Source organism: Mesonia algae (assembly GCF_003253545.1).
GTDB lineage: Bacteria > Bacteroidota > Bacteroidia > Flavobacteriales > Flavobacteriaceae > Mesonia > Mesonia algae.
This window is the reverse complement of record NZ_QKYV01000006.1, coordinates 246,386-267,151: the sequence shown is the minus strand read 5'-3', so window position 1 is coordinate 267,151 and position 20,766 is coordinate 246,386. Positions and strand designations below refer to the sequence as shown.

Below are 20,766 nucleotides of genomic sequence, written 5' to 3'. Positions count from 1 at the left end.
AATAGAAGAAGATGCGGAACTAATTCACTATTTTATTACAGATTTAGAGGATAACGAATTAGAAGAATATGAAACTGGGAATAAAATACGGTTGCACATTGAGACCAAGAATGCGATAGGAAAGAAAATAAACCTGTCACTAAACGACAAGACAAACGATTTTAAGCACAACGGAAAACTATTGGTAAATGATACATTGAAAAATCATCTCGTAACAAGTGATTTAGAAAAAGTGGTACTCGATGTTATAGACCAACAAAACTAACCTTATGGGAAAGAATACATTTACAGTGGAATTGGAAGGACAGAAAAAATCTGTAACCATAAATATTGCCGAACCTGAGTTTATTGAAGGTTGGTGGACAAGCGACAAGGACGGCCAAGTACCATTGGAAAAATCAAAGCTTGGCGAAACCGTTTATTTTCACGTTGAAACAAAGGGGTTGGCAGTTGGGCAGGAACTGGAATTAAACCTTGCGGAGTATGACTATAATGCAAGTGGAGGTTTCTTGTTTTACGATATTATTGACCCAGACGACCGTAAATTTCCAGAAGACGCTGTTGTGAAAAAAGCTACAATTGAACAAAAAGGCAACAAAAGGGTTGCCACCGTTGAATTGTTCCTTGATGAAAAATGGCAAGGAATCATAAAAGACGATCATGACGTTTGGTTTTCGTTGGATGAATCCATAGAGCTTTATTGGGAAGTCATTTATGGAAAGCGGAAAAAACTACTTCCATATTCTACAGATAACTATCTTAATGTAGCCCAATCTGACAGGACACTATATTTTAAACCACCAGCTTTTGGGCATAACCTGCCCCAATTGATGAGCAATGATGGTAGTCCATTACTACCTATGAAGTTTATCAAAGGAAAAGTGCAAAGCAAACTTACCAAGAAGGCCGTGAAATTTGTAAACAACACGATAAACAAGGAAATAAGCAACATAGCGATGACCAAGCTTGAAAAAGGGAGCTTGGTTACAAATACTGGACGTGAACAGATAAATCCTTATGCCAACATTTACAATTACGACGAAATCTATACCAATGACGGCACTTTACTAAAAGATCTTAAAAAAAGGAAAAACTGGGGAAATACAAATGAGACTACAAAAGAAATAAGCCAGTACGACTATTTTACCAAAACAGGAAAAAGATTGCAGGTGTTGGGATTCTTAAAAAATGTTGGTACTACCTTAGGTTTTTTTGATGTTTTAAAGTTTGGGATGGAAGACAGCTTGGACACTGATTCGCCACTCGGTTCGATGGGTATTGGTGGGCTTGGGAACATTGGAGGTTCTTTTGCCCTTGTTTTTTCTGTCGCTGGTTTGCTTATGAAAGAAATGAAGGAGGAAGATGACATCGTGATGGAAGAAATCGTACAACAGGAATTGGCTCAAGCAAAACTGAGTGGCTTAGAAGGTGTTCGTAAATTTGTTAGCGATTGGGGGCATAATAAAGAATATAAATACGATTTATTACCATTACAAGAGGATACAGTAAATGAACTTTTAAGTGGGAAATTTGAAAATTTAGCGGGTGTTCTCGATTACGATTCAGCTGTAGAAAATTTTAAATCCCCCATTTTTGTTCTACGCAGAAGACAAATGAATAACAATAAAGAACTACCTATAGACATAATAGATACAATAATTTGTGATTATTAAATTATGAAAAAAACAATTCTTCTTTTCCTATTCTTTCTTTTGTTATTTACAAGTTGTAAAAATCAATCAGGTGTCTTAAACATCAATCAAGTAATTCAAAACAGTAATGAAATTGTTATTCGCTATAGTGAAAAAATGAAAACATTTTGGGTAATAAATATTCCTTTTCAGTTTGAAATATCAAACAATTCTGATGAAACAGAAAAGTTTGTAACTTGTTCATACATCTACAACAATCAACTAGGTCGGCACAGTAAACTATATATAGATGAAGGTAGGGCTTTAATTAGAAATAATCAAAATGATATAAAAACCATTGAAAGTGGACAAAAAAAAACATATGTCATTTATTCCCAGCACATAATTGATACGATTAAATATAATAAAACTTTCTTTAAATCTTATTTAGATAAAGTGAAAGGAAGAAATGAAGACACCTTGCTTGTAGGCACGCTTGAACAGTTTAAAAGTAAACATCCACAATTAGTTAAATCTCTTATAGAAGGGGATAGCTTGAATTTTGAATTTTTAACTTCGGAAAATAAATTTAAAAAACCTATAAAAATTCCTTTAAACTAATAAAAAAATAATCAATTAAGACCTGTAAGCACATTTGCAATAGCTACATTCAATTCTAAAGGCCAAATTGCAAAAGAGCTCACTACATTTATTCTTCGGTTTAGATAGTTTAAATAACAAAACGCAGAAAGCCAACATTTAATAATGTATAAAAAAATAGGGCAAGCTTGCCCTAAATCGAAAGGCTCGGGTATATTTGGGAAGTCGCCAAGTTTTTAAATTTGGCTTTTTACTGGAAAAAGGGAAAAGTAAAAATTCGGCTTGTGTATAATTTGAAAGATGGCTGCCTATTTTCTGCCTACTTTGTTTATACCGAACCGTTGTGCAAAATTTGAAAAAAAATACCTAGATTCAAAAACTTAATATTGATTATTTCTATTTTTTCATTACTATCTTGTAAAAACGATTCTGACAAATTTCAGACCACAGTATTAGATAGCTTTGAAATTAAAGTTCCGTATTCTTTCATAAAAAAAGCTGATGATAACTGTAAAAACATCAATATATTTACTGAATCAATCAACAACAGTCGATTAGAGTTTAAGCTATGTAACTACGGACTTAAAACTGGAAGGCAATCTTATGAAAACTTGAACCTATTTTTTAAAGAAGAATACGAAGTCCTAAAAGAAGAAATCCCTGAAATAATTTCTATAAAAGCGACTTAAAAAAATTATGGAGACTTTTTTTTATTTACATACGATTATAAAATTGGAGAAAGATATTATTGCAATAATTATATTTTATAATCGTAAATTTTGATATATTTATTAAGTTGCCAAATCTTTTAATTTGGCTTTTGAAAAGTAAAGATAAAAATACAAAAGTTTTGGCTTGTTCTAAACCGAAAAAAATGCGCTTGTTTTTACACTACTTTCCATCTACAAACTCGTTGCCACACATTTAAGAAATGAACTTTCCTGAAATAGGTTGACTAAAAATTAAACACTTTTAGCACCTTATGGATACACAAAAGAATGGCAGCTGCCGAAAAAAAACAGTACCAAAAAGTAAGTTTTAAATTGAAACTTTCGATAATTAAACAAATTGCAAACGGACAGATCTCTGTCAATCATGCTGCAAATAAGTACAATATTTCTAGAGGCTCTATTAATTATTGGATTAAGAAATTGAGTAACTTCGAGGATAAATCCAAAGCAATGAGCAAGAACGATCAAATTAAAAAAATCAAAGAACGCATAGAAGAACTAGAGTTTGTCAAGGACTTTCAGCAAGATTTGATAGCTGAATTTAAGAACGTTACAGAGGGAACAACTCTCAAAAAAGTACTTACCCGAAGCATTAGCAAAAGAGATAGAGAAAAAAAGAAAAAGCCTTTCAGAATAAAATGGTTCTATCAATGCCTCGGGTTTAGTAAACAGGCGTATTATAAAAGAATTCAATCAAACATTGCTAAAGAGCAGAGAGACCAAATAGTCTTGGACCTTGTGCGTGAAACAAGGAAAACACACCATAGATCAGGTATAATGGAAGGGACGCACTCTTTCACCTGCTTAGATCCTATGGTATGTTAGTTAAAAAGACCAAACGATATCACATCACAACTGACTCGAACCATCTGTTCTACAAGTCCCTAAACCTAATAAAAAACTTAGAAATTCAACATAGTGAACAGGTATTCGTTAGCGATATTACCTATATAAAAACATATAATGGGCACGCCTATTTAGCTCTGATAACCGATGCATATTCAAAGAAACTAATGGGATGAGCCCTAGGCGATAATATGAGGGCCACACTTGTTGTGCAGGCTTTGAGCATGGCTATCAAGAACCTGGAATTTGAGCCCAAAAGCATAATTCACCACTCAGACAGGGGAATACACTATCGTTGTCCTGAATTCACGGATTTTGCAAAAAAACTACTTTAAACTCAGCATTACCCAACAGTATAACCCTTATGAAAACTCGGTAGCAGAAAGAATAAACGGAATACTTAAATATGAGTTCGGACTTAAAAAACAATTAAAAATGTAAATCTAGCCAGGGAGATAATGAAACAAGCAACCATAATATACAACCAGCAAAGAATACACTGGAGTCTTGGACTGGAAACACCAGACTATATCCACAAAAAATACAAGTCGATAAAGTACGAATCCTAAAAAAAGAAAACGGCTTAGGAATGTTGGCAACTTTTTTAAAATTCGAAGGGAATTATTTAAAAAAGTTGCCAATGTTCCGGCGAGATTCACGATATTGATAAATGAAATTTTTAACCCAAAAAAGGTTAACCTCTTTCAGAACAAGACATTATTTATCTCCGCGAGTATTTAATGTAAAGCTTTTGATGAGGTTCTAATTAGTAAGTACTAATCAATTCTCACTTATTTAATTTATACAATTAATTTTCTGTAAATTGTTTGAGAACACCAACTACATAATCAAGTTCTTCCTTTGTATTAAAACTAGAAAATGAAAATCTTACTGAAGGTTTATTCAAATCTTCTTCAGATAAAATAGCATTTAATACATGAGATCCTTTATCACTTCCGCTCTGGCACGCACTCCCTTTTGAGCAAGCTATTCCGTTAAGGTCTAATTGAAACAACAACATAGCAGCTTTATCATTAGATACCGGTAAACACACATTTACAAGGGTATAAGTACTGTCTACCAGATTTGAGCATCCTCCATTAAATTTAACTCCAGGGATTTCTTTTTCCAATTGTTCCATGAAGTAGGTTTTTAAACCTTCTGTATATGGCTTTTCTGTAGCTAAGTTATCGTAAGAAATTTGAAGAGCTTCTGCTAAACCTACAATATTATGCACACTTTCTGTTCCTGCACGGTAACCTCTCTCTTGTTCTCCTCCAAAAATTAAAGGTTTAAGTCCGCTATTCTTTCTTACATAAGCAAAACCAACTCCTTTAGGACCATGAAATTTATGTGCACTAACTGCAGTAAAATCTACTGGTGTATTTTGCAAATCTATTTCATAATGACCAATCGATTGAACGGTATCACTATGAAAAAGAGCTCCGTTTTGATGACATAATTCCCCTACTTTTTGAAGATCTAAAATATTCCCAACCTCATTATTTACGTGCATTAAGCTAACCAGAGTTTTTTCATCACTAGATTGCATTAATGTCACCAAATGATCTAAATCGATACTTCCACAATCTTTTAAGTTAACGTATTCTACTTCAATATCATAACACTGTTGAAGTTGATTTACTGTATACAAAACAGCATGATGTTCAATTTTAGAAGTAATAATTCTTTTGACACCTAAATCTCTAACTGCACTGTTTAGTGCTAAGTTATCGGCTTCGGTTCCTCCAGAAGTAAATACAATTTCAGAAGCAGTAACATTTAAATATTTTGCTACCGTTTTACGAGCATTCTCAATATAAGACTTTGCCGAACGACCGTAAGCATGAGTAGAGGAAGGATTACCATAACTCAATTGCATCACTTCTGTCATTTTCTCAATAACTTCAGGTCTCATTTGCGTGGTAGCAGCACTATCTAAATATACTTTTCTCATAAAATTAGGTCTTGAAATTGATGCTGCAAAACTAATCATTTTAAATTATTTTTTATAATCTTGGCTGTAAATTGATCAATAGATTATTTTTGCTATAAATTAAGTATTATGAAAAACGTATATTTCTTTGGTTTTGTGTTGTTAAGCTTATTAGCTTCGTGTGATGATGGCGAACTTATTGTTACTAATTTCGATTTTGATTCAGACACAAGTCTTCAATTTTGTTCTACGGAAACTGAAACAGTAATCTTTGCCTTAGAAACAGATCCTAATGAAACGATTTTCTTCAAATTTAATGATGGTGATTTTACAGGAAGCTTTCAAGGTACAGCGATAGACACCTCTTTCACTTATAATGTAACAGATGATAATCAAATAATATATCGTAGTTTAAGTAGTTCTATAACTGCTGACTATTTTTGTAATACTATCCCACCAACACAAAGCAATGTAAAAGAAGAGTATGTTTCTACAAATGGTGGTACAGTTACTTTCAATATTACGGTAAATTCACCTACCGGTGATGATGCCGATACTGATGGAGATGGTGTAACTGATATTGTAGAAGGAAAAAACGAATCTCCTCAAAAAGATACCGACGGAGACGGGGTTCCTGATTACTTAGATAAAGATGATGACAATGATAACGTACTTACACAAATAGAAAATAATCTTTCTAACCAACCCACTTTCGAAGATACTTTTCCTGATACAGACGAAGATGGAATCCCTAATTACTTAGATGACGATGACGATAATGACGGAATATTGACCCGTTATGAAGATCTAAATGCTGCCGATAATATTACTGAAGAAGATCCTGATCTAAATTTAAATCCTACTGACGATGATACCAATCAAAATGGGATTCCAAATTATCTAGATCCAGAAGATACTGGTGAGTTAATCATCGAAGAATTTAAAGCCAATGAACTTTCTAGAAATTTTACAACCGTTGTCTTAGCAGAAAATATTTCATTAAAAAATACAAGCAATAACGAAGAGATAACTTTAGAAACTTTAGTTATGGGTAAATTACAAGTGACAAAAACAGTAGAAGTAGAATCTCAAATTGAATAAATATTAATTCTGACTAATAAAAACTTCTGTAGCGCCATACCCATATTTTCTTGGGTTGGCCTCATAAAAATTCACTTGTTCGTATCTACTAAAAAGAGTGTTAAGTTCTGCTTTAAGGACTCCCTCTCCTATCCCATGAATAAATACCAATTTTTGTATTCGGTTTTTAATCGCATGCTCTAATCGGTACCGAGCAGTATCCATTTGAATATTAAGCATATCAAAATTATCGAGATGCTTTCTATCGGTTAACTTCTCAATATGCAAATCAATTTCTATAGCAGGCACTCCTTTTTCTCTTTTTTTACTAATAGATTTAGGTTTTTTACCAACACTTTTTTCCCTTAGAGCGTTTTTAATTTCATTTTCCTTAACGGAAATTTCTTCGCTTCCAGTTTTAACTACTTCCGAGACATCGAAACTCATTGGAAAACCATCTGAAGTTTCAATAAAAACTGTATCTTTTTCTATATTGTGAACGAATCCGCCGATAGCCTCATCTAAAACTTCTACCCAATCACCTACATTAATCATTTTCTTCTGTTTTATCTTCTTTAGACCTAATTTTTGTATTTAATAGATACAACCCTAACATTAAGAAAATAATTCCTAAAATTTTTAAATAAATTAAATCTTTTTCTTGTATCATATCGTATATTAGCATACCCCCACCTGTTAGAATAAAAATAACACTAAACAACTGAAAATTAGACTTTGGCATATTTTAAAACTATTTTTTAACAAGCCATAAAGATAATTTTTATTAATATTTATTTACCCTTAATTATTATAAAAGTATTAATTTTGAACAAATTAATGATAATGAAGAATATAACTACATTTTTATTACTCCTTCTTACTGCAAATTCTTTTGCTCAATTAACCATAAAACCTACTAACGAAGAGGTTGGTTCAAATACGGATAATACCTATATATATGTTGATGGTACAGTTTTATATGTAAAAGAAAGTACAAATTTTACTAAAAATAACGATACAGAGATTGCTAACCTATACCTTAGAAACGAAGCTCAACTAATTCAAGGAACTACGGGACTTTCAAATAATGAAGGAAATGGAACTATGTCTGTTTTTCAAGAGGGTACGGCAGACAATTATGAATATAATTATTGGGCATCACCTGTAGGGGTACTAGGTAACAGTGATCCTGCAGGAAATACATCATTCGGAATAGCTTCTTTAAGTTTTCCTAACTCTAGACTAAAAAGTGACGCCACACAGCTAACAAATGGTTACAACGGCTCTGCAAATCCCTTAACCATATCTAAATATTGGATTTGGAAATTTATTAATACTGGTACGTCTGGCTACGCTAATTGGATTCATGTTCAAGAAAATCAAACTATTAATGCTGGAGAAGGCTTTACTATGAAGGGTACAAGTGGCACCGATGCTACTATGATACACGGAGTTGTTAACAATCCCGGTAGCGCTCAAAGGTATGATTTTAGAGGTCGTCCCAATGATGGTACAATTACTGTTGCTACAGCTACAGATTATGATGAAATTATTTTAATAGGTAATCCTTATCCATCTGCAATTAATTTAAATTATTTCTTATTAGAGAATAGCAAAAATGCAAATGCTTCTACAACTGAATTTGTGGATAACACTTGTACAAATGGTGCTCTTATCGAAAGAAGAAACGCAACAACTGGTATCGCTTATTTCTGGGATATGGATAACTCAGTTAATTCACATAACATTAGTGAATATAGTGGTGGTTATGGAGCTTATGCCCCTAATGGAACAGATTGTAACTCTCTAGGAACTTATGCGCCCCCTACGTTCTATATGTATAATAATGATGGTGAAGTAATCGAAGGTAGCGGAGAACCACAGGCTGCAGGTAGTGATATATATAGAGCGTTTCTACCTATAGGACAAGGGTTTTTTATAGATGCTCCAGACCTAAGCACTGGAGATAGCCCTATCGACTACCCAATTGAAGCTATACAATTTAAAAATACTCATAGAGTTTTTGTAAAAGAAGGAGATGATAATTTTTCTTATTTCGATCGACATTCTAATCAAGAGACTGCTGTTTCTAATACAATTGAAAATCTTGTAGATAGCGATTATGTTGTACCAAAACTTAGATTAAACATTGCTTTTGATGATTTATATACAAGACAAGTTGTTCTTGCTTTTAATGAAAATGCAAGTAAAAATATAGAAGTAGCTATGGATGCTCTTAATTTTGATGGAATTTCTTCTGATGCAGGATTTTTACACAATAATAATAGTTATATAATTGACACTAGACCGTTTGATATTAATGATAGACTCCCTCTTTACCTAAATCTTTCTTCACAAAGAAGCTTGTCTTTTAAAATTAATAATTTTGAGAATTTTGATACCGAGAATGTATATATATATGATAAACAAACAGAAATTTATCATCCTATAAAAAATAGTTATTTCTATATTACATTACCTGCAGGTAACTACTCTGAAAGATTTGAACTTACTTTTAAAGACAGTGAAGAGGATTTAGAAGTTTCTGAAGAAATTGCCTCAAGCTTTGATGTGATTCAAAATAATACAAATGCTCAATTGACAATTTTAAATCCATTACAAGAGAATTTAAAATTTGTAGAAGTTTATGATATGACTGGAAAAAGAGTGCTATTTCAAGGAAATTTAGGAAATCAAAGTCAATATAATTTTTCAACTTCTCAACTTGCGGAGTCAGTTTATGTGGTTAAAATTTCAACAACTGATAATATCACGACAACTAAAAAAATAAGCATTTTTCAACGTAGATAATACCTGTTATGGAAGAATATATGCTTCCTTGCTTAACTAAACAATTCTTTCACATTCCTTGTCCAGGCTGTGGCAGTCAAAGAGCTATACTCTTATTGTTTCAAGCAGACTTTAAAGGAGCATTTCTTATGTTTCCTGCGATTTATCCTTTGATTATTTTTGGTTTATTAATTTTTATTAATTTCGTAAGACCTATAAAATTATACAGTAAGCTAGTTTCTTCCCTTGCTTATATATCTGTAATCACAGTTTTAGTAAATTACTTGATTAAAATCCTACTTTAAATTTCATATATTTAACCACTAATTAAATCTTAAAAAAATGACGCAAAAATTACCAAATGCGACCTTAGCCCTTGTATTAGCTATTATATCTTATGTAGCTTGCTGCTTAAGTTATGGTCTGGGAGGTCTTGTACTGTCTATTATTGCTTTTGTTTTAGCAAATAAAGACCGTAAAACTTATTTATTAAATCCAGAAAATTATGACAATTACGGACAAGTAAAAACGGCTAGAATTTTAGCAATTGTTGCTTTAATTTTATCGGCTCTAATAGTGATATCTTTTGTTGCTGCTTTTCTTTTCTTTGGAAGCTTAGAAGGTTTGGAACAATGGGCAAATGAAATGCAACAACAACAAATAGAAGCTGCTCAATAGAATTTTGCTTTTAAAAAAAAACTCCGCAATTTTCATTGCGGAGTTTTTTTATTTCTTTTTCTAAGAGAGTTCTTAGATTTTATCTTCAAATGTTCTAAGTGTTTTCACGATGATAGAAACACAATCCATAATTTCCTCTTTTGTAATTACTAAAGGAGGTGCAAAACGAATGATATTTCCATGAGTTGGTTTCGCTAATAGACCATTTTCTTTAAGCGCCATACAAATATCCCAAGCAGTAGAACTTTCTTCACTATCATTAATTACAATAGCATTTAATAGTCCTTTTCCTCTTACAAGATTAACTACTTTAGATGAAGCGATATATTTATTTATTTCTGCTCTAAAAAGCTCACCCATTTTTTCGGCATTGTCGGCAAGATTTTCTTCTTTAATAACTTGTAATGCCGCGATTGCAACTTCACAAGCAACAGGGTTACCTCCAAAAGTAGAACCATGTTGACCTGGTTGGATGACATCCATCACTTCATTATTAGCTAATACTGCTGAAACTGGATAAACTCCGCCAGAAATTGCTTTTCCTAAGGTTACAATGTCTGGTTTTACATTTTCATGATCTACCGCCAGTAACTTTCCAGTCCTAGCAATACCAGTTTGGATTTCATCAGCAATAAAAAGTACATTATGCTTTTCACACAAAGCTTTTGCTTTTTGTAAATAACCTTCAGAAGGAACATAAACCCCTGCTTCACCTTGTATAGGTTCTACTAAAAATCCTGCAATATTTTTATTTTTACTTAAGGTTTTTTCTAATGCATCTAAATCATCGTAAGCTATTTTTAAAAATCCTGGAGTATACGGACCAAAGTTTTTGCGTGCACCTTCATCATTACTAAAAGAGATTACAGTAGTGGTACGCCCGTGAAAGTTATTTTCAGCAACGATTATTTCCGCTTCATTTTCTTTAATTCCCTTTTTCTCGTAAGCCCATTTTCTACAGATTTTAATGGCTGTCTCAACGGCTTCAGCACCCGTATTCATAGGTAGTAACTTATCAAAACCAAAATACTCGGTAGCGAATTTTTCATATTTCCCTAAAACATCATTATGAAATGCACGAGAAGTTAAGGTTAAAGTTTCGGCTTGTTTGGTCATAGCCCCAACAATTCTAGGGTGACAATGACCTTGATTTACAGCTGAATAAGCTGAAAGAAAATCATAATACTTTTTATCTTCAACATCCCAAACAAAAACTCCGTCTCCTTTTTTTAGGACTACAGGTAAGGGATGGTAATTATGAGCTCCGTGTTTATCTTCTAGAGCAATTGCTTCTTGTGATGATTTAATTTCTACAACTGACATGTGTTTAATTTCTTTTCAATTTTAACTTCGTTGATTCCTTCTTAATGGAGAGAAATCATCCATAATTATGAAGTTTGCAAAATACTAAATGTTTAGCACTTTTGTGAACTTCAACTTCATAAATTCTTCCTATTTTTGCCCTATGGGAAGAAGAAAACACAATAAAATAGCCTTTGAAGCCTTAGACGTAATTGATGCTGGTGCCAAAGGAAAAGCAATAGCCAAAGCTCCAGACGGTAGAGTGGTATTTATTGATAACGCTGTACCTGGCGATGTGGCCGACGTACAAACTACACAAAAAAGAAAAGCATACTATAAAGCTAGCGCTACGCACTTTCATAAATTATCTGAAAGAAGAACCGAACCTGTTTGTCAGCATTTTGGTACTTGTGGTGGGTGTAAATGGCAAAATATGGAATACGATTCTCAGCTTCATTTTAAACAAAAAGAGGTTGAAAATAACTTGAGAAGATTAGGAAAAATTGAATTACCAGAAATTACTCCTATCTTAGGTAGTAAAGAGATTTATTTTTACAGAAATAAAATGGAGTTTTCTTTTAGTGATAGCCGTTGGTTAACGCTTAATGAAATTAAAAGTGATATCGCTATTGCGGATAAAAATGCACTTGGATTTCATATTCCTGGAATGTGGGATAAAATTTTAGATATTAAAAAATGTCACTTACAAGAAGATCCTAGTAATGCTCTAAGAAACGAGATTAGAGATTTTGCAACGATACAAAACATACCTTTCTTTAATGCTAGAAAGCAAGAAGGATTATTACGTACCTTAATGATAAGAACTTCTTCTACAGGAGAGATTATGGTATTGGTACAGTTTTTCTATGAGGACAAAGAGAAAAGAGAGCTTTTACTTAATTTTATTGCTGAAAAATTCCCTGAGGTCACTTCCCTACTCTACGTGGTAAATGAAAAAGGAAATGATACTATTTACGATCAAGAAGTAGTTTGCTTTAAAGGAAGAGATCACATTTTTGAAGAAATGGAAGGTCTAAAGTTTAAAATTAATGCTAAATCTTTCTACCAAACCAATTCCGCGCAAGCGTATGAATTATATAAAATCACACGAGAATTTGCCGATTTAAGCGGGGATGAATTGGTGTATGATTTATATACCGGAACAGGAACTATCGCTCAATTTGTCGCTAAAAAAGCAAATAAGGTGATTGGTGTAGAAGCTGTACCTGAAGCTATTGAAGACGCTAAGAAAAATGCAGAATTCAATAATATTGAGAACACTCAGTTTTTTGCAGGTGATATGAAAAAAGTCTTTACACAAGATTTTATCAACACCCATGGGCATCCAGATGTTATTATCACCGATCCGCCAAGAGACGGAATGCATAAAGATGTAGTAGCACAAATTATTAATATTTTACCTAAACGTATTGTGTACGTAAGTTGTAATTCGGCTACGCAAGCAAGAGATTTAGCCTTGTTAGATGAACATTACAAAGTTACTAAAACGCAAGCGGTAGACATGTTTCCCCAAACTCATCACGTAGAGAATGTTGTTTGTTTAGAATTGAGATAATGAAAAAAAACACGTACATTTTTCTATTGATGGTTTTCCTGATTTTTTCAGGATGTCAAAAAGATGATATCTGTTCAGAAACGACCAGCACCACGCCACATTTGGTAATTAAGTTTTTAGATAACGAAAATCCATCAAATACTAAAGCAGTAACCAACTTACAAGTTCAAGAAGAAAACTTGTTAGAAGACTATTTTGAAACTCCTATTAACGACACCTTAATTAAAATTCCGTTAAGGACAACTGCAAATTTCACCAATTATATATTTACCTTAAACGCTCCAGAAGATCCAGATGCCGAAATTGGAGAAGATGACGCCTTGCCCAATGAGGATCATCTAGATTTTAGTTACGGTACCGTAGTCGAATATGTAAGTAGAGCTTGTGGTTATAAAACTCTATTTGTAGGCTTTGAAGCAAGTAGAGTAAGTGAAGGAAGCAATACCAATTGGATAGAAAGAATAGAAGTGCAACAACCTAATGAAATTACCAATGAAATTGACACGCATTTATTTATTTATCATTAGTTTTTTTGCCTTAGCAACCAACAGCCTGCAAGCACAGCAAACTGCAAGCCAAGATTCTATTGTGATTAAAGAAAAGTTTGGGATTCGCGTAGGCGCCGATCTACAGAAAGCTATTCGTACCTTAATAGATGAAGATTTTCAAGGTTTTGAAGTGCTTGGTGATTATCGTGTGTATAAAGATTATTATGCTGCTGCGGAAATAGGAATCGAAGAAAAAGATTACACCGAACCTTACCTTGACGGAACTGCTAGCGGAACCTATATAAAAATTGGAGCCAATTACAATGCCTATGAAAACTGGCTCGATATGCAAAATGAAATTTTTGTGGGTATTCGGTATGGTTTTTCTAGCTTTTCGCAAACTTTAAATAAGTATGCTATTTATGCCAATGACAGTTATTTCCCCGTAGATATTAGAGAAACTAATCAAGAGTTTAAATCGTTAAATGCTAGCTGGGGAGAACTGCAAGCTGGTTTAAAAACCGAGGTTTTAAATAACCTCTTTTTAAGCGTTCACGTACAATTAAAAGTAATGATTAGCGACAAAAAACCAGATGATTATGACAATCTCTACATCCCTGGTTTTCATAGAACCTATGACAGTAGTAGTTTTGGTGTAGGTTGGGGCTATTCTCTTTCTTATCTTATTCCTGTGGTTAAAAAAGATAAGAAGTTAAAACCCTTAGATTGATAAAAAATTTTTGCGATAAACTTTTCCTCTATTATTATAATCTAAAAAAGACATTATACTCAAAAGAAAACTAAACTTATCTTTTAGGTTCAAGGTTTTCTCCTACTTTTATATTTCACTATCTCTATTCTCCCTCTCTTTTATTAATTTATTACTTGAACGAGCACATAATGTAGAATTAGTCCTCAGCTTAACTAATAACTATCTCTATTCTTAATCATTTTTCTGTATTTTATGTACCTTTTTAGTCCCTTCATAAATCTCATATTTTAACAAACGAGACTCTAACTTTCCGTTAAACAACTTAATTTTTCGAGAAGGTCTTAAACCAACATTTTTTATCGCTTCCATATTAGAAACAATAAACCAAGCTTGTGTTCCAGGATAACTTTGCTTCAACGTATCTCCTATGTCTTTATAAAATTCTTCAAGGTTCAATAGCTCTAATCGTTCACCATAAGGCGGATTAAAGACCATATGTAAATGACCTTCAGTATTTTTTTCAGTTTTAAAGAAGTCTTGTTGCTCTATGGATATAAATTCAGATAAATTGGCATTTTCTACGTTATCTAAAGCTTTATGTACGGCAGAAGGCGCTTTATCGTATCCAATAATTTTATGATCAAAACCACGTATTCTACTCAATAGAGAAGCTTCTATTTTTTCAAATAAATCCACATCCCAATCTTGCCATTTTTCAAAACCAAATTCTTTTTTATTCAAATTTGGCGGAATATTACAAGCAATCATAGCGGCCTCAATTAAAATAGTACCACTTCCGCACATAGGATCAATAAAATCTGACAGACCATCCCAACCGCTCATCAATAGCATTCCTGCAGCTAAAACTTCATTAATAGGTGCAATATTGGTGGCTGTTTTATATCCTCTTTTATGTAAAGACTGACCAGAACTGTCTAAAGAAATCGTACAAACCGTATCTTCTATATGCACGTTGATGCGTAAATCTGGAAAATCTAAATCTACACTAGGTCGAAATCCTGTAGTATTTCTAAACAAATCGACAATAGCATCTTTAGTTTTTAGCGCAATAAACTTACTATGAGTAAATCGTGTAGAATGCACAGTAGCATCTATAGCTAAAGAACCTTTATTGCTTAGATATTGCGACCAATCTATGGCATAAACTTTTTTATAAAGTTCATCTTCAGATAAAACTTTAAAAGTTTTAATGGGTTTTAATATTTTAATGGCGGTTCTTAGACCTAAATTGGCTTTATACATAAAACCTTTATCCCCATAAAAGCTTACGTTTCGCACACCTTCTTTTACATCTATTGCACCTAAATTCTTTAATTCTTTCGCTAATAAAGGCTCAAATCCGTAAAGGGTTTTTGCCACCATTTTATAATTATTTTCCATATAGAAGTTCTCTTGTGCTGCAAAAATACATTATTTTTGCAGGCTATGATAAAAGATGAGACAAAATGGTACGCGTCTTGGTTTGACACCAAATATTACCATATTTTATATAAAGATAGAGGTTATGCAGAGGCAGAAGATTTTATGCGCAATCTAACTTCTTTTCTTCAGTTAAAAAAAGAAGCTTCAATTTTAGATTTGGCTTGCGGTAAAGGTAGACACTCCGTATACTTACACGAATTGGGCTACAACGTTACTGGCGTAGATCTTTCTAAAAACAGTATTGATAAAGCGAAGCAAAAAGAAGAAAATGGACTTCAATTTAAAGTTCACGATATGTGTCTTCCCTTAGCGGAAAAGTTTGACGCTGTTTTTAATCTTTTTACGAGTTTTGGATATTTTGAAAATGAAGAAGATAATTTTAAAACCATTCAGGCGATTAAAGAAGAGCTCAAACCAAATGGGTACGGTGTTATAGACTTTATGAACGTAAATTACGTGATTAAAAACTTGGTGAGTCAAAATTCAAAAACTATTCAAGGAATAGACTTTCATTTAAAGCGTTATGTTGAAGATGGTTATATCTTTAAAAATATAGAATTTACAGATGAAGGAGAAGAATTTAAATTTCAGGAGAAAGTAAAAGCTATTACTTTATCTCATTTTGAAGAATATTTTAAAAATGCTGGGTTGAAAGTAAAGACTCTTTTTGGAGACTATCAGCTAAACGATTTTAATCTAGAAAATTCTTCTAGGCTTATTTTAATATTTGAACACGCATGAGTTTAATTTTGCCCATTATTGCAGTACTTATAGGTTTGTCTATCGCCTATTTTTTAAAAGCCAATTCTACTTCCGTAAAGTTATTACTATCGTTTAGTGGTGCTTTTCTATTATCTATTACCGTATTTGAATTTATTCCAGAAGTATATGGCGATTATCATAAAACCATTGGAGTCTTTACTATGCTGGGGATTTTATTGCAGATTTTCTTAGAATTCCTTTCTAGAGGAGCTGAACACGGACATCTACATCACCATGAGGACACTCAAAAATTTCCTGTTTTATTATTTATAAGTTTGTGTATTCATTCTTTGTTAGAAGGTTACCCGTTACACGAAAATGATCATTTATTATGGGGTGTTGTGATACATAAAATCCCGATTGCTATTATTATCGCCTCGTTTTTAATTCACTCACAATTATCTAAAGGTAAAGTCATCCTTTTTCTTTTCATCTTTGCCTTAATGACACCCATAGGAAGTTTGATAAATAAATATTTTTCTTTCTTAACGGAATACGAAGTATATATAGAAGCTTTGGTAATTGGTATATTCTTACATGTATCGACTACCATCTTATTTGAATCTTCAAAAAATCATCAATTCAACATCTCTAAGGTTCTTATGATTGTTCTAGGAGTTGTTGTGGCTTATTTTTTATAAATGTTTAGCAGAGAAGAATCTAAAAAAATTAGACAAGAATTTTGGACCAGTTTTGGCAAACGCAACGACCGAAAGTGGATGCTTTATGATACCAAAATGAAAGAAATTAATCTTAAATTTCATTTTGATACCAAAATTGCAAGTTTGGGGTTTGTAATTGATACAGAAGATGAAGATTTTAAGACTTACTATTTTGAAAAATTTGAAAGCTTAAAAACCGTCTTAGCGGAAGAAATTTCTGCTCACCTCATATTTGATTCAACTTATGAAACAGAATCTGGAAAAAAAGTAGCCTACATTTATCTTCTCAAAGAAAATGTTTCTATACACAAGAAAGAATCTTGGGAAGAAGTAGCTATTTTCTTTGAGAATTTTATGCCTAAAATGGAAATGGCTTTTTTAGAATATAAAGATTTTCTCGAAAATTAAAGTTTCTATTCACTTAATAAAGTACTCTAAATTTTATTGTTCCTTCTAAATTTTTGAGCTCTTTTATTATACTTTCATCGTAAGCTTTATTTACATCTGTTATAACATATCCAATAGTTTCGTTAGTTTTTAAGTATTGGCCATCGATATTTATTTGATGTTTAGCTAGTAATTCATTGATTTTTGCCAAGATACCTGGTGTATTATAATGTATATGTATAAGCCTATGTGCATCTTTTAAAATAGGTAATTGCAAATTAGGAAAATTGACGCTATTGGTGGTACTTCCTGTATTGATATAATCCATGAGCTTTTGAGGTACAAACTGAGCAATATTCTCCTGAGCTTCTAATGTGCTTCCTCCTATATGCGGCGTTAATATAACATTAGGTAATCCTTTAAGAATACTTTCAAAAGCTTCATTATTCGTTTTTGGTTCTTCTGGATAAACATCTATAGCGGCTCCAATAATTTTTCCGCTTAAAATATTCTCTCTTAAAGCTTCTAAATTAACTACATGCCCTCTACTTAAATTTATGATTACGCTTCCTTCTTGCATTTGATCAAATTGCTCAACGTCAATATAGTTTTTGTTTTCTGGTCTTCCATCTAAGTGAAGAGATATGACTTCACAAGTTTGTAGCAGTTCCTTTAAACTGTCACATTTAGTAACATTTCCCAAAGGTAATTTTTCAATCACATCATAATAATATACATCAAAACCTAAGCTTTCTGCTAATACAGAAAGTTGAGCTCCAATATTCCCATAACCAATAATCCCCAGCTTTTTTCCTCTTATTTCATAACTTCTCGTAGCAGATTTATTCCACTTTCCTAAGTGCATTTGTTGAATTTTATCAGGTACATTTCTGAGCAATAAAATGATTTCACCGATGGCCAGCTCTACTACAGATCTCGTATTACTATACGGAGCGTTAAATACTGGAATTCCTCTCTTAGCACAAGCTTCCAAGTCTATTTGATTGGTCCCGATACAAAAAGCACTTACTGCAATAAGTCGCTTTGCATGTTGTAGTACTTCTTCAGTTAACTGAGTTTTTGAGCGAATTCCTATAATAGAAATATCCTTAATTTTCTCTTTTAATTCTTCTGCATCCATCGCTCCATTATGCTCCAAGACTTCATAACCTTCTTTCTCTAAAGTTACTTTAGCTGATGGATGGATATTTTCTAATAAAAGAACTTTAATTCTATTTTTTGGGTAAGATAAGGTTGTGTTCATATGATGTAAATATAAAAATTCGTCTAAACTAGGAGTTATGTGGTCTGCCTTTTCCATTACATTTTTCCTTTTTACATTTTCCGTAAAGGCATAAAATTTATTCACCAAACCAGCTGCTTTAACTTCATAATCGTTGTAACCATCGCCTATCATATAAATATCACCTTTAAGGTTTAATTTTTTAAGCAATTTTGATTTACCATTACTTTCAGTTAAAATATTAGATTCATCAAATCCTACAATATCTCCTTGCTGGTTATATGTAAATGTATTAGCAAACACGTGGGATTCTAAAATTCCATATTCTGTAACTATAGGGATTATAAAAGCTTTAAACCCGTTAGAAACAATATAAATTTGTGAAGCATGATCTTTTAAAAAATTTACATTTCTTTTAAAAGAAACGCTTATTTTTTCTTTTAATACTTCTATAAGCTTATCGAGATGAATTTTATTAGCTTTAACTAAGTTTATTCGCTGTTCTAATGATTGCTTAAAGTTTAACTCTCCTGCCATAGCAAGCTGAGTAATTTTCTCAATTTTTTTTGAGATTTCTAATTGCTTGGGATCGTCTTTTAAACTTATTTTAGCGAGCTCGTCTAATGCTTCTACTTGAGTAAATGTACTGTCAAAATCAATGATATAAATTTGGTTACTTTTCATAAGTTTTGAAAGTGTTCAGTTTAAACTTTGTGATCAAAAAAGATTTCATTTAAAAGTAAGATTTATAAATAAAACCACTTCACCAAGAAACATTTATTTTTGAATTTTATATGTAATTTAAGGATCAAAAAAAAAGCCTTGATATGTAAACACATCAAGGCTTTTCGATATAATAACTCAATTATTTAAGCGGTAACTTCTTCTTCACTTTCTATAGTTGCTAAATAACGTTCTGCATCTAATGCTGCCATACAACCTGTCCCTGCGGCGGTAACAGCTTGTCTATATTCTTTATCTTGAACATCTCCGCTAGCAAAAACACCCGGTATATTAGTTTTGGTAGATTTACCTTGAGTAATAAGGTAACCTGTATCGTCCATATCTAACTGTCCTTTAAAAACATCGGTATTGGGTTTGTGTCCTATGGCTATAAAAAGACCTGTAATGGCGATTTCCTCTTTTTCTCCCGTTTCGTTATTGATCATTCTCAAACCATCAACTACTTGATCTCCTAATACTTCGTCTACTACTGTATTATAACGCAAATCTATATTTTTAGTAGAGGTTACACGATGCTGCATAGCTTTAGAAGCTCTCATTTCATCTTTTCTTACCAGCATCGTAACTTTGTTACAAATGTTAGCCAAGTAAGTTGCTTCTTCTGCGGCGGTATCTCCTCCCCCAACAATAGCTACATCTTGTCCTTTATAGAAAAAACCATCACAAACAGCACAAGCTGAAACTCCTCCTCCTCGTAGTTTTTGTTCGCTTGGTAATCCTAAATATTTAGCGGTTGCTCCCGTAGAAATTACGACAGATTCAGCTTCAACCCATGTTTTATTATCTATGCAAGCTTTATGGATACCACCTACTTCTTTACTAAACTGAACTTCGGTTACCATTCCTATACGAACCTGTGTTCCAAAACGTTCTGCTTGTTGTTGTAGCTGAACCATCATAGTAGGACCATCAATCCCTTCTGGATAACCGGGAAAATTATCTACTTCTGTAGTAGTAGTTAGCTGTCCACCAGGCTCCATCCCTGTGTACATAATAGGTTTTAAATCTGCTCTAGCAGCATAAATAGCCGCAGTGTATCCTGCAGGTCCAGATCCTATAATTAAACATTTAATTCTTTCTATTTTATTTTCTTCTGCCATGGTTGTTTACTTTTTGAATGGCTAAAATAATAAGTTTCATTTATTTAAAACAATA

21 protein-coding genes and 1 pseudogene are annotated in these 20,766 nt (G+C 32.6%); 15 read left to right on the top strand and 7 right to left on the bottom strand.

Features of this window, described 5'->3' with window-relative positions; genetic code table 11:
• From LX95_RS14650 to LX95_RS11865, 5 genes and pseudogenes are all read left to right on the top strand, one after another.
• Positions 1-265 (top strand): annotated as a pseudogene (locus LX95_RS14650) (hypothetical protein); the annotation flags it as partial.
• A 4-nt stretch (positions 266-269) separates the two neighbouring features.
• On the top strand, positions 270-1,673 hold the full coding sequence (locus tag LX95_RS11880; RefSeq protein WP_111541673.1) for a hypothetical protein: 1,404 nt from the start codon (positions 270-272) through the stop codon (positions 1,671-1,673).
• Between the two features lie 3 nt (positions 1,674-1,676).
• Positions 1,677-2,252, top strand: coding sequence for a hypothetical protein (locus tag LX95_RS11875; protein WP_146240785.1), 576 nt, complete (start codon positions 1,677-1,679; stop codon positions 2,250-2,252).
• A gap of 365 nt (positions 2,253-2,617) precedes the next feature.
• On the top strand, positions 2,618-2,920 hold the full coding sequence (locus LX95_RS11870) for a hypothetical protein (protein WP_111541671.1): 303 nt from the start codon (positions 2,618-2,620) through the stop codon (positions 2,918-2,920).
• A gap of 309 nt (positions 2,921-3,229) precedes the next feature.
• Positions 3,230-3,787 (top strand): helix-turn-helix domain-containing protein, encoded by a 558-nt coding sequence (locus tag LX95_RS11865; RefSeq protein ID WP_245924770.1) that lies wholly within the window; start codon positions 3,230-3,232, stop codon positions 3,785-3,787.
• An 829-nt stretch (positions 3,788-4,616) separates the two neighbouring features.
• On the opposite strand, the gene LX95_RS11860 is transcribed toward LX95_RS11865, so the two are convergent.
• Positions 4,617-5,765 carry a cysteine desulfurase family protein gene (locus LX95_RS11860; protein WP_111541687.1) on the bottom strand — a complete coding sequence of 383 codons (1,149 nt, stop codon included), beginning with the start codon at positions 5,763-5,765 and terminating at the stop codon, positions 4,617-4,619.
• A 108-nt stretch (positions 5,766-5,873) separates the two neighbouring features.
• On the opposite strand from LX95_RS11860, the gene LX95_RS11855 reads away from it, so the two are divergent.
• Positions 5,874-6,845 (top strand): hypothetical protein, encoded by a 972-nt coding sequence (locus LX95_RS11855; protein ID WP_111541670.1) that lies wholly within the window; start codon positions 5,874-5,876, stop codon positions 6,843-6,845.
• 3 nt (positions 6,846-6,848) lie between these two features.
• Here LX95_RS11855 and LX95_RS11850 read toward each other — a convergent pair whose 3' ends face one another.
• Entirely contained in the window at positions 6,849-7,379 is a 531-nt protein-coding gene (locus LX95_RS11850) for a Smr/MutS family protein (protein WP_111541669.1), read from the bottom strand.
• On the bottom strand, positions 7,372-7,566 hold the full coding sequence (locus LX95_RS11845) for a hypothetical protein (protein ID WP_111541668.1): 195 nt from the start codon (positions 7,564-7,566) through the stop codon (positions 7,372-7,374). Before LX95_RS11845 ends, LX95_RS11850 begins: the two co-directional genes overlap by 8 nt.
• A 101-nt stretch (positions 7,567-7,667) precedes the next feature.
• On the opposite strand from LX95_RS11845, the gene LX95_RS11840 reads away from it, so the two are divergent.
• The 3 genes from LX95_RS11840 to LX95_RS11830 are packed head-to-tail and all read left to right on the top strand — an operon-like array spanning position 7,668 to position 10,292.
• On the top strand, positions 7,668-9,635 hold the full coding sequence (locus LX95_RS11840; protein ID WP_170116614.1) for a T9SS type A sorting domain-containing protein: 1,968 nt from the start codon (positions 7,668-7,670) through the stop codon (positions 9,633-9,635).
• Between the two features lie 8 nt (positions 9,636-9,643).
• On the top strand, positions 9,644-9,919 hold the full coding sequence (locus LX95_RS11835; RefSeq protein ID WP_111541666.1) for a DUF2752 domain-containing protein: 276 nt from the start codon (positions 9,644-9,646) through the stop codon (positions 9,917-9,919).
• Positions 9,920-9,956: 37 nt separating this feature from the next.
• Positions 9,957-10,292, top strand: coding sequence for a CCC motif membrane protein (locus tag LX95_RS11830; RefSeq protein WP_111541665.1), 336 nt, complete (start codon positions 9,957-9,959; stop codon positions 10,290-10,292).
• A gap of 72 nt (positions 10,293-10,364) precedes the next feature.
• On the opposite strand, the gene rocD is transcribed toward LX95_RS11830, so the two are convergent.
• Entirely contained in the window at positions 10,365-11,615 is a 1,251-nt protein-coding gene (gene rocD, locus LX95_RS11825; protein ID WP_111541664.1) for an ornithine--oxo-acid transaminase, read from the bottom strand.
• A 142-nt stretch (positions 11,616-11,757) separates the two neighbouring features.
• Here rocD and rlmD point away from each other — a divergent pair, with 142 nt between their 5' ends.
• Genes rlmD through LX95_RS11810 form a run of 3 tightly spaced genes read left to right on the top strand, consistent with a single transcriptional unit; the run spans position 11,758 to position 14,388 of the window.
• The gene (gene rlmD, locus LX95_RS11820; RefSeq protein WP_111541686.1) at positions 11,758-13,170 is read left to right on the top strand and encodes a 23S rRNA (uracil(1939)-C(5))-methyltransferase RlmD; all 1,413 of its coding nucleotides are present in this window, start codon (positions 11,758-11,760) and stop codon (positions 13,168-13,170) included.
• Positions 13,170-13,697 carry a DUF6452 family protein gene (locus LX95_RS11815; protein ID WP_146240784.1) on the top strand — a complete coding sequence of 176 codons (528 nt, stop codon included), beginning with the start codon at positions 13,170-13,172 and terminating at the stop codon, positions 13,695-13,697. The genes rlmD and LX95_RS11815 overlap by 1 nt, the downstream gene beginning before the upstream one ends.
• Positions 13,663-14,388, top strand: a complete 726-nt coding sequence (locus LX95_RS11810) for a DUF6048 family protein (protein WP_111541662.1) — start codon at positions 13,663-13,665, stop codon at positions 14,386-14,388. Before LX95_RS11815 ends, LX95_RS11810 begins: the two co-directional genes overlap by 35 nt.
• 213 nt (positions 14,389-14,601) lie before the next feature.
• Here LX95_RS11810 and LX95_RS11805 read toward each other — a convergent pair whose 3' ends face one another.
• Positions 14,602-15,771, bottom strand: a complete 1,170-nt coding sequence (locus tag LX95_RS11805; protein WP_111541661.1) for a THUMP domain-containing class I SAM-dependent RNA methyltransferase — start codon at positions 15,769-15,771, stop codon at positions 14,602-14,604.
• A gap of 45 nt (positions 15,772-15,816) precedes the next feature.
• On the opposite strand from LX95_RS11805, the gene LX95_RS11800 reads away from it, so the two are divergent.
• The 3 genes from LX95_RS11800 to LX95_RS11790 are packed head-to-tail and all read left to right on the top strand — an operon-like array spanning position 15,817 to position 17,645.
• Positions 15,817-16,554 (top strand): class I SAM-dependent methyltransferase, encoded by a 738-nt coding sequence (locus LX95_RS11800; RefSeq protein WP_111541660.1) that lies wholly within the window; start codon positions 15,817-15,819, stop codon positions 16,552-16,554.
• Positions 16,551-17,216, top strand: coding sequence for a ZIP family metal transporter (locus LX95_RS11795; RefSeq protein ID WP_111541659.1), 666 nt, complete (start codon positions 16,551-16,553; stop codon positions 17,214-17,216). Before LX95_RS11800 ends, LX95_RS11795 begins: the two co-directional genes overlap by 4 nt.
• A complete protein-coding gene (locus tag LX95_RS11790) occupies positions 17,217-17,645 on the top strand; it encodes a DUF4268 domain-containing protein (protein ID WP_111541658.1) in 429 nt (142 codons plus the stop codon).
• A 13-nt stretch (positions 17,646-17,658) separates the two neighbouring features.
• Here LX95_RS11790 and serA read toward each other — a convergent pair whose 3' ends face one another.
• Entirely contained in the window at positions 17,659-19,551 is a 1,893-nt protein-coding gene (gene serA / locus LX95_RS11785) for a phosphoglycerate dehydrogenase (RefSeq protein ID WP_111541657.1), read from the bottom strand.
• 185 nt (positions 19,552-19,736) lie between these two features.
• Positions 19,737-20,711: a thioredoxin-disulfide reductase gene (trxB, locus tag LX95_RS11780; protein ID WP_111541656.1), complete on the bottom strand. Its 975-nt coding sequence runs from the start codon at positions 20,709-20,711 to the stop codon at positions 19,737-19,739.
• Positions 20,712-20,766: the final 55 nt, after the last annotated feature.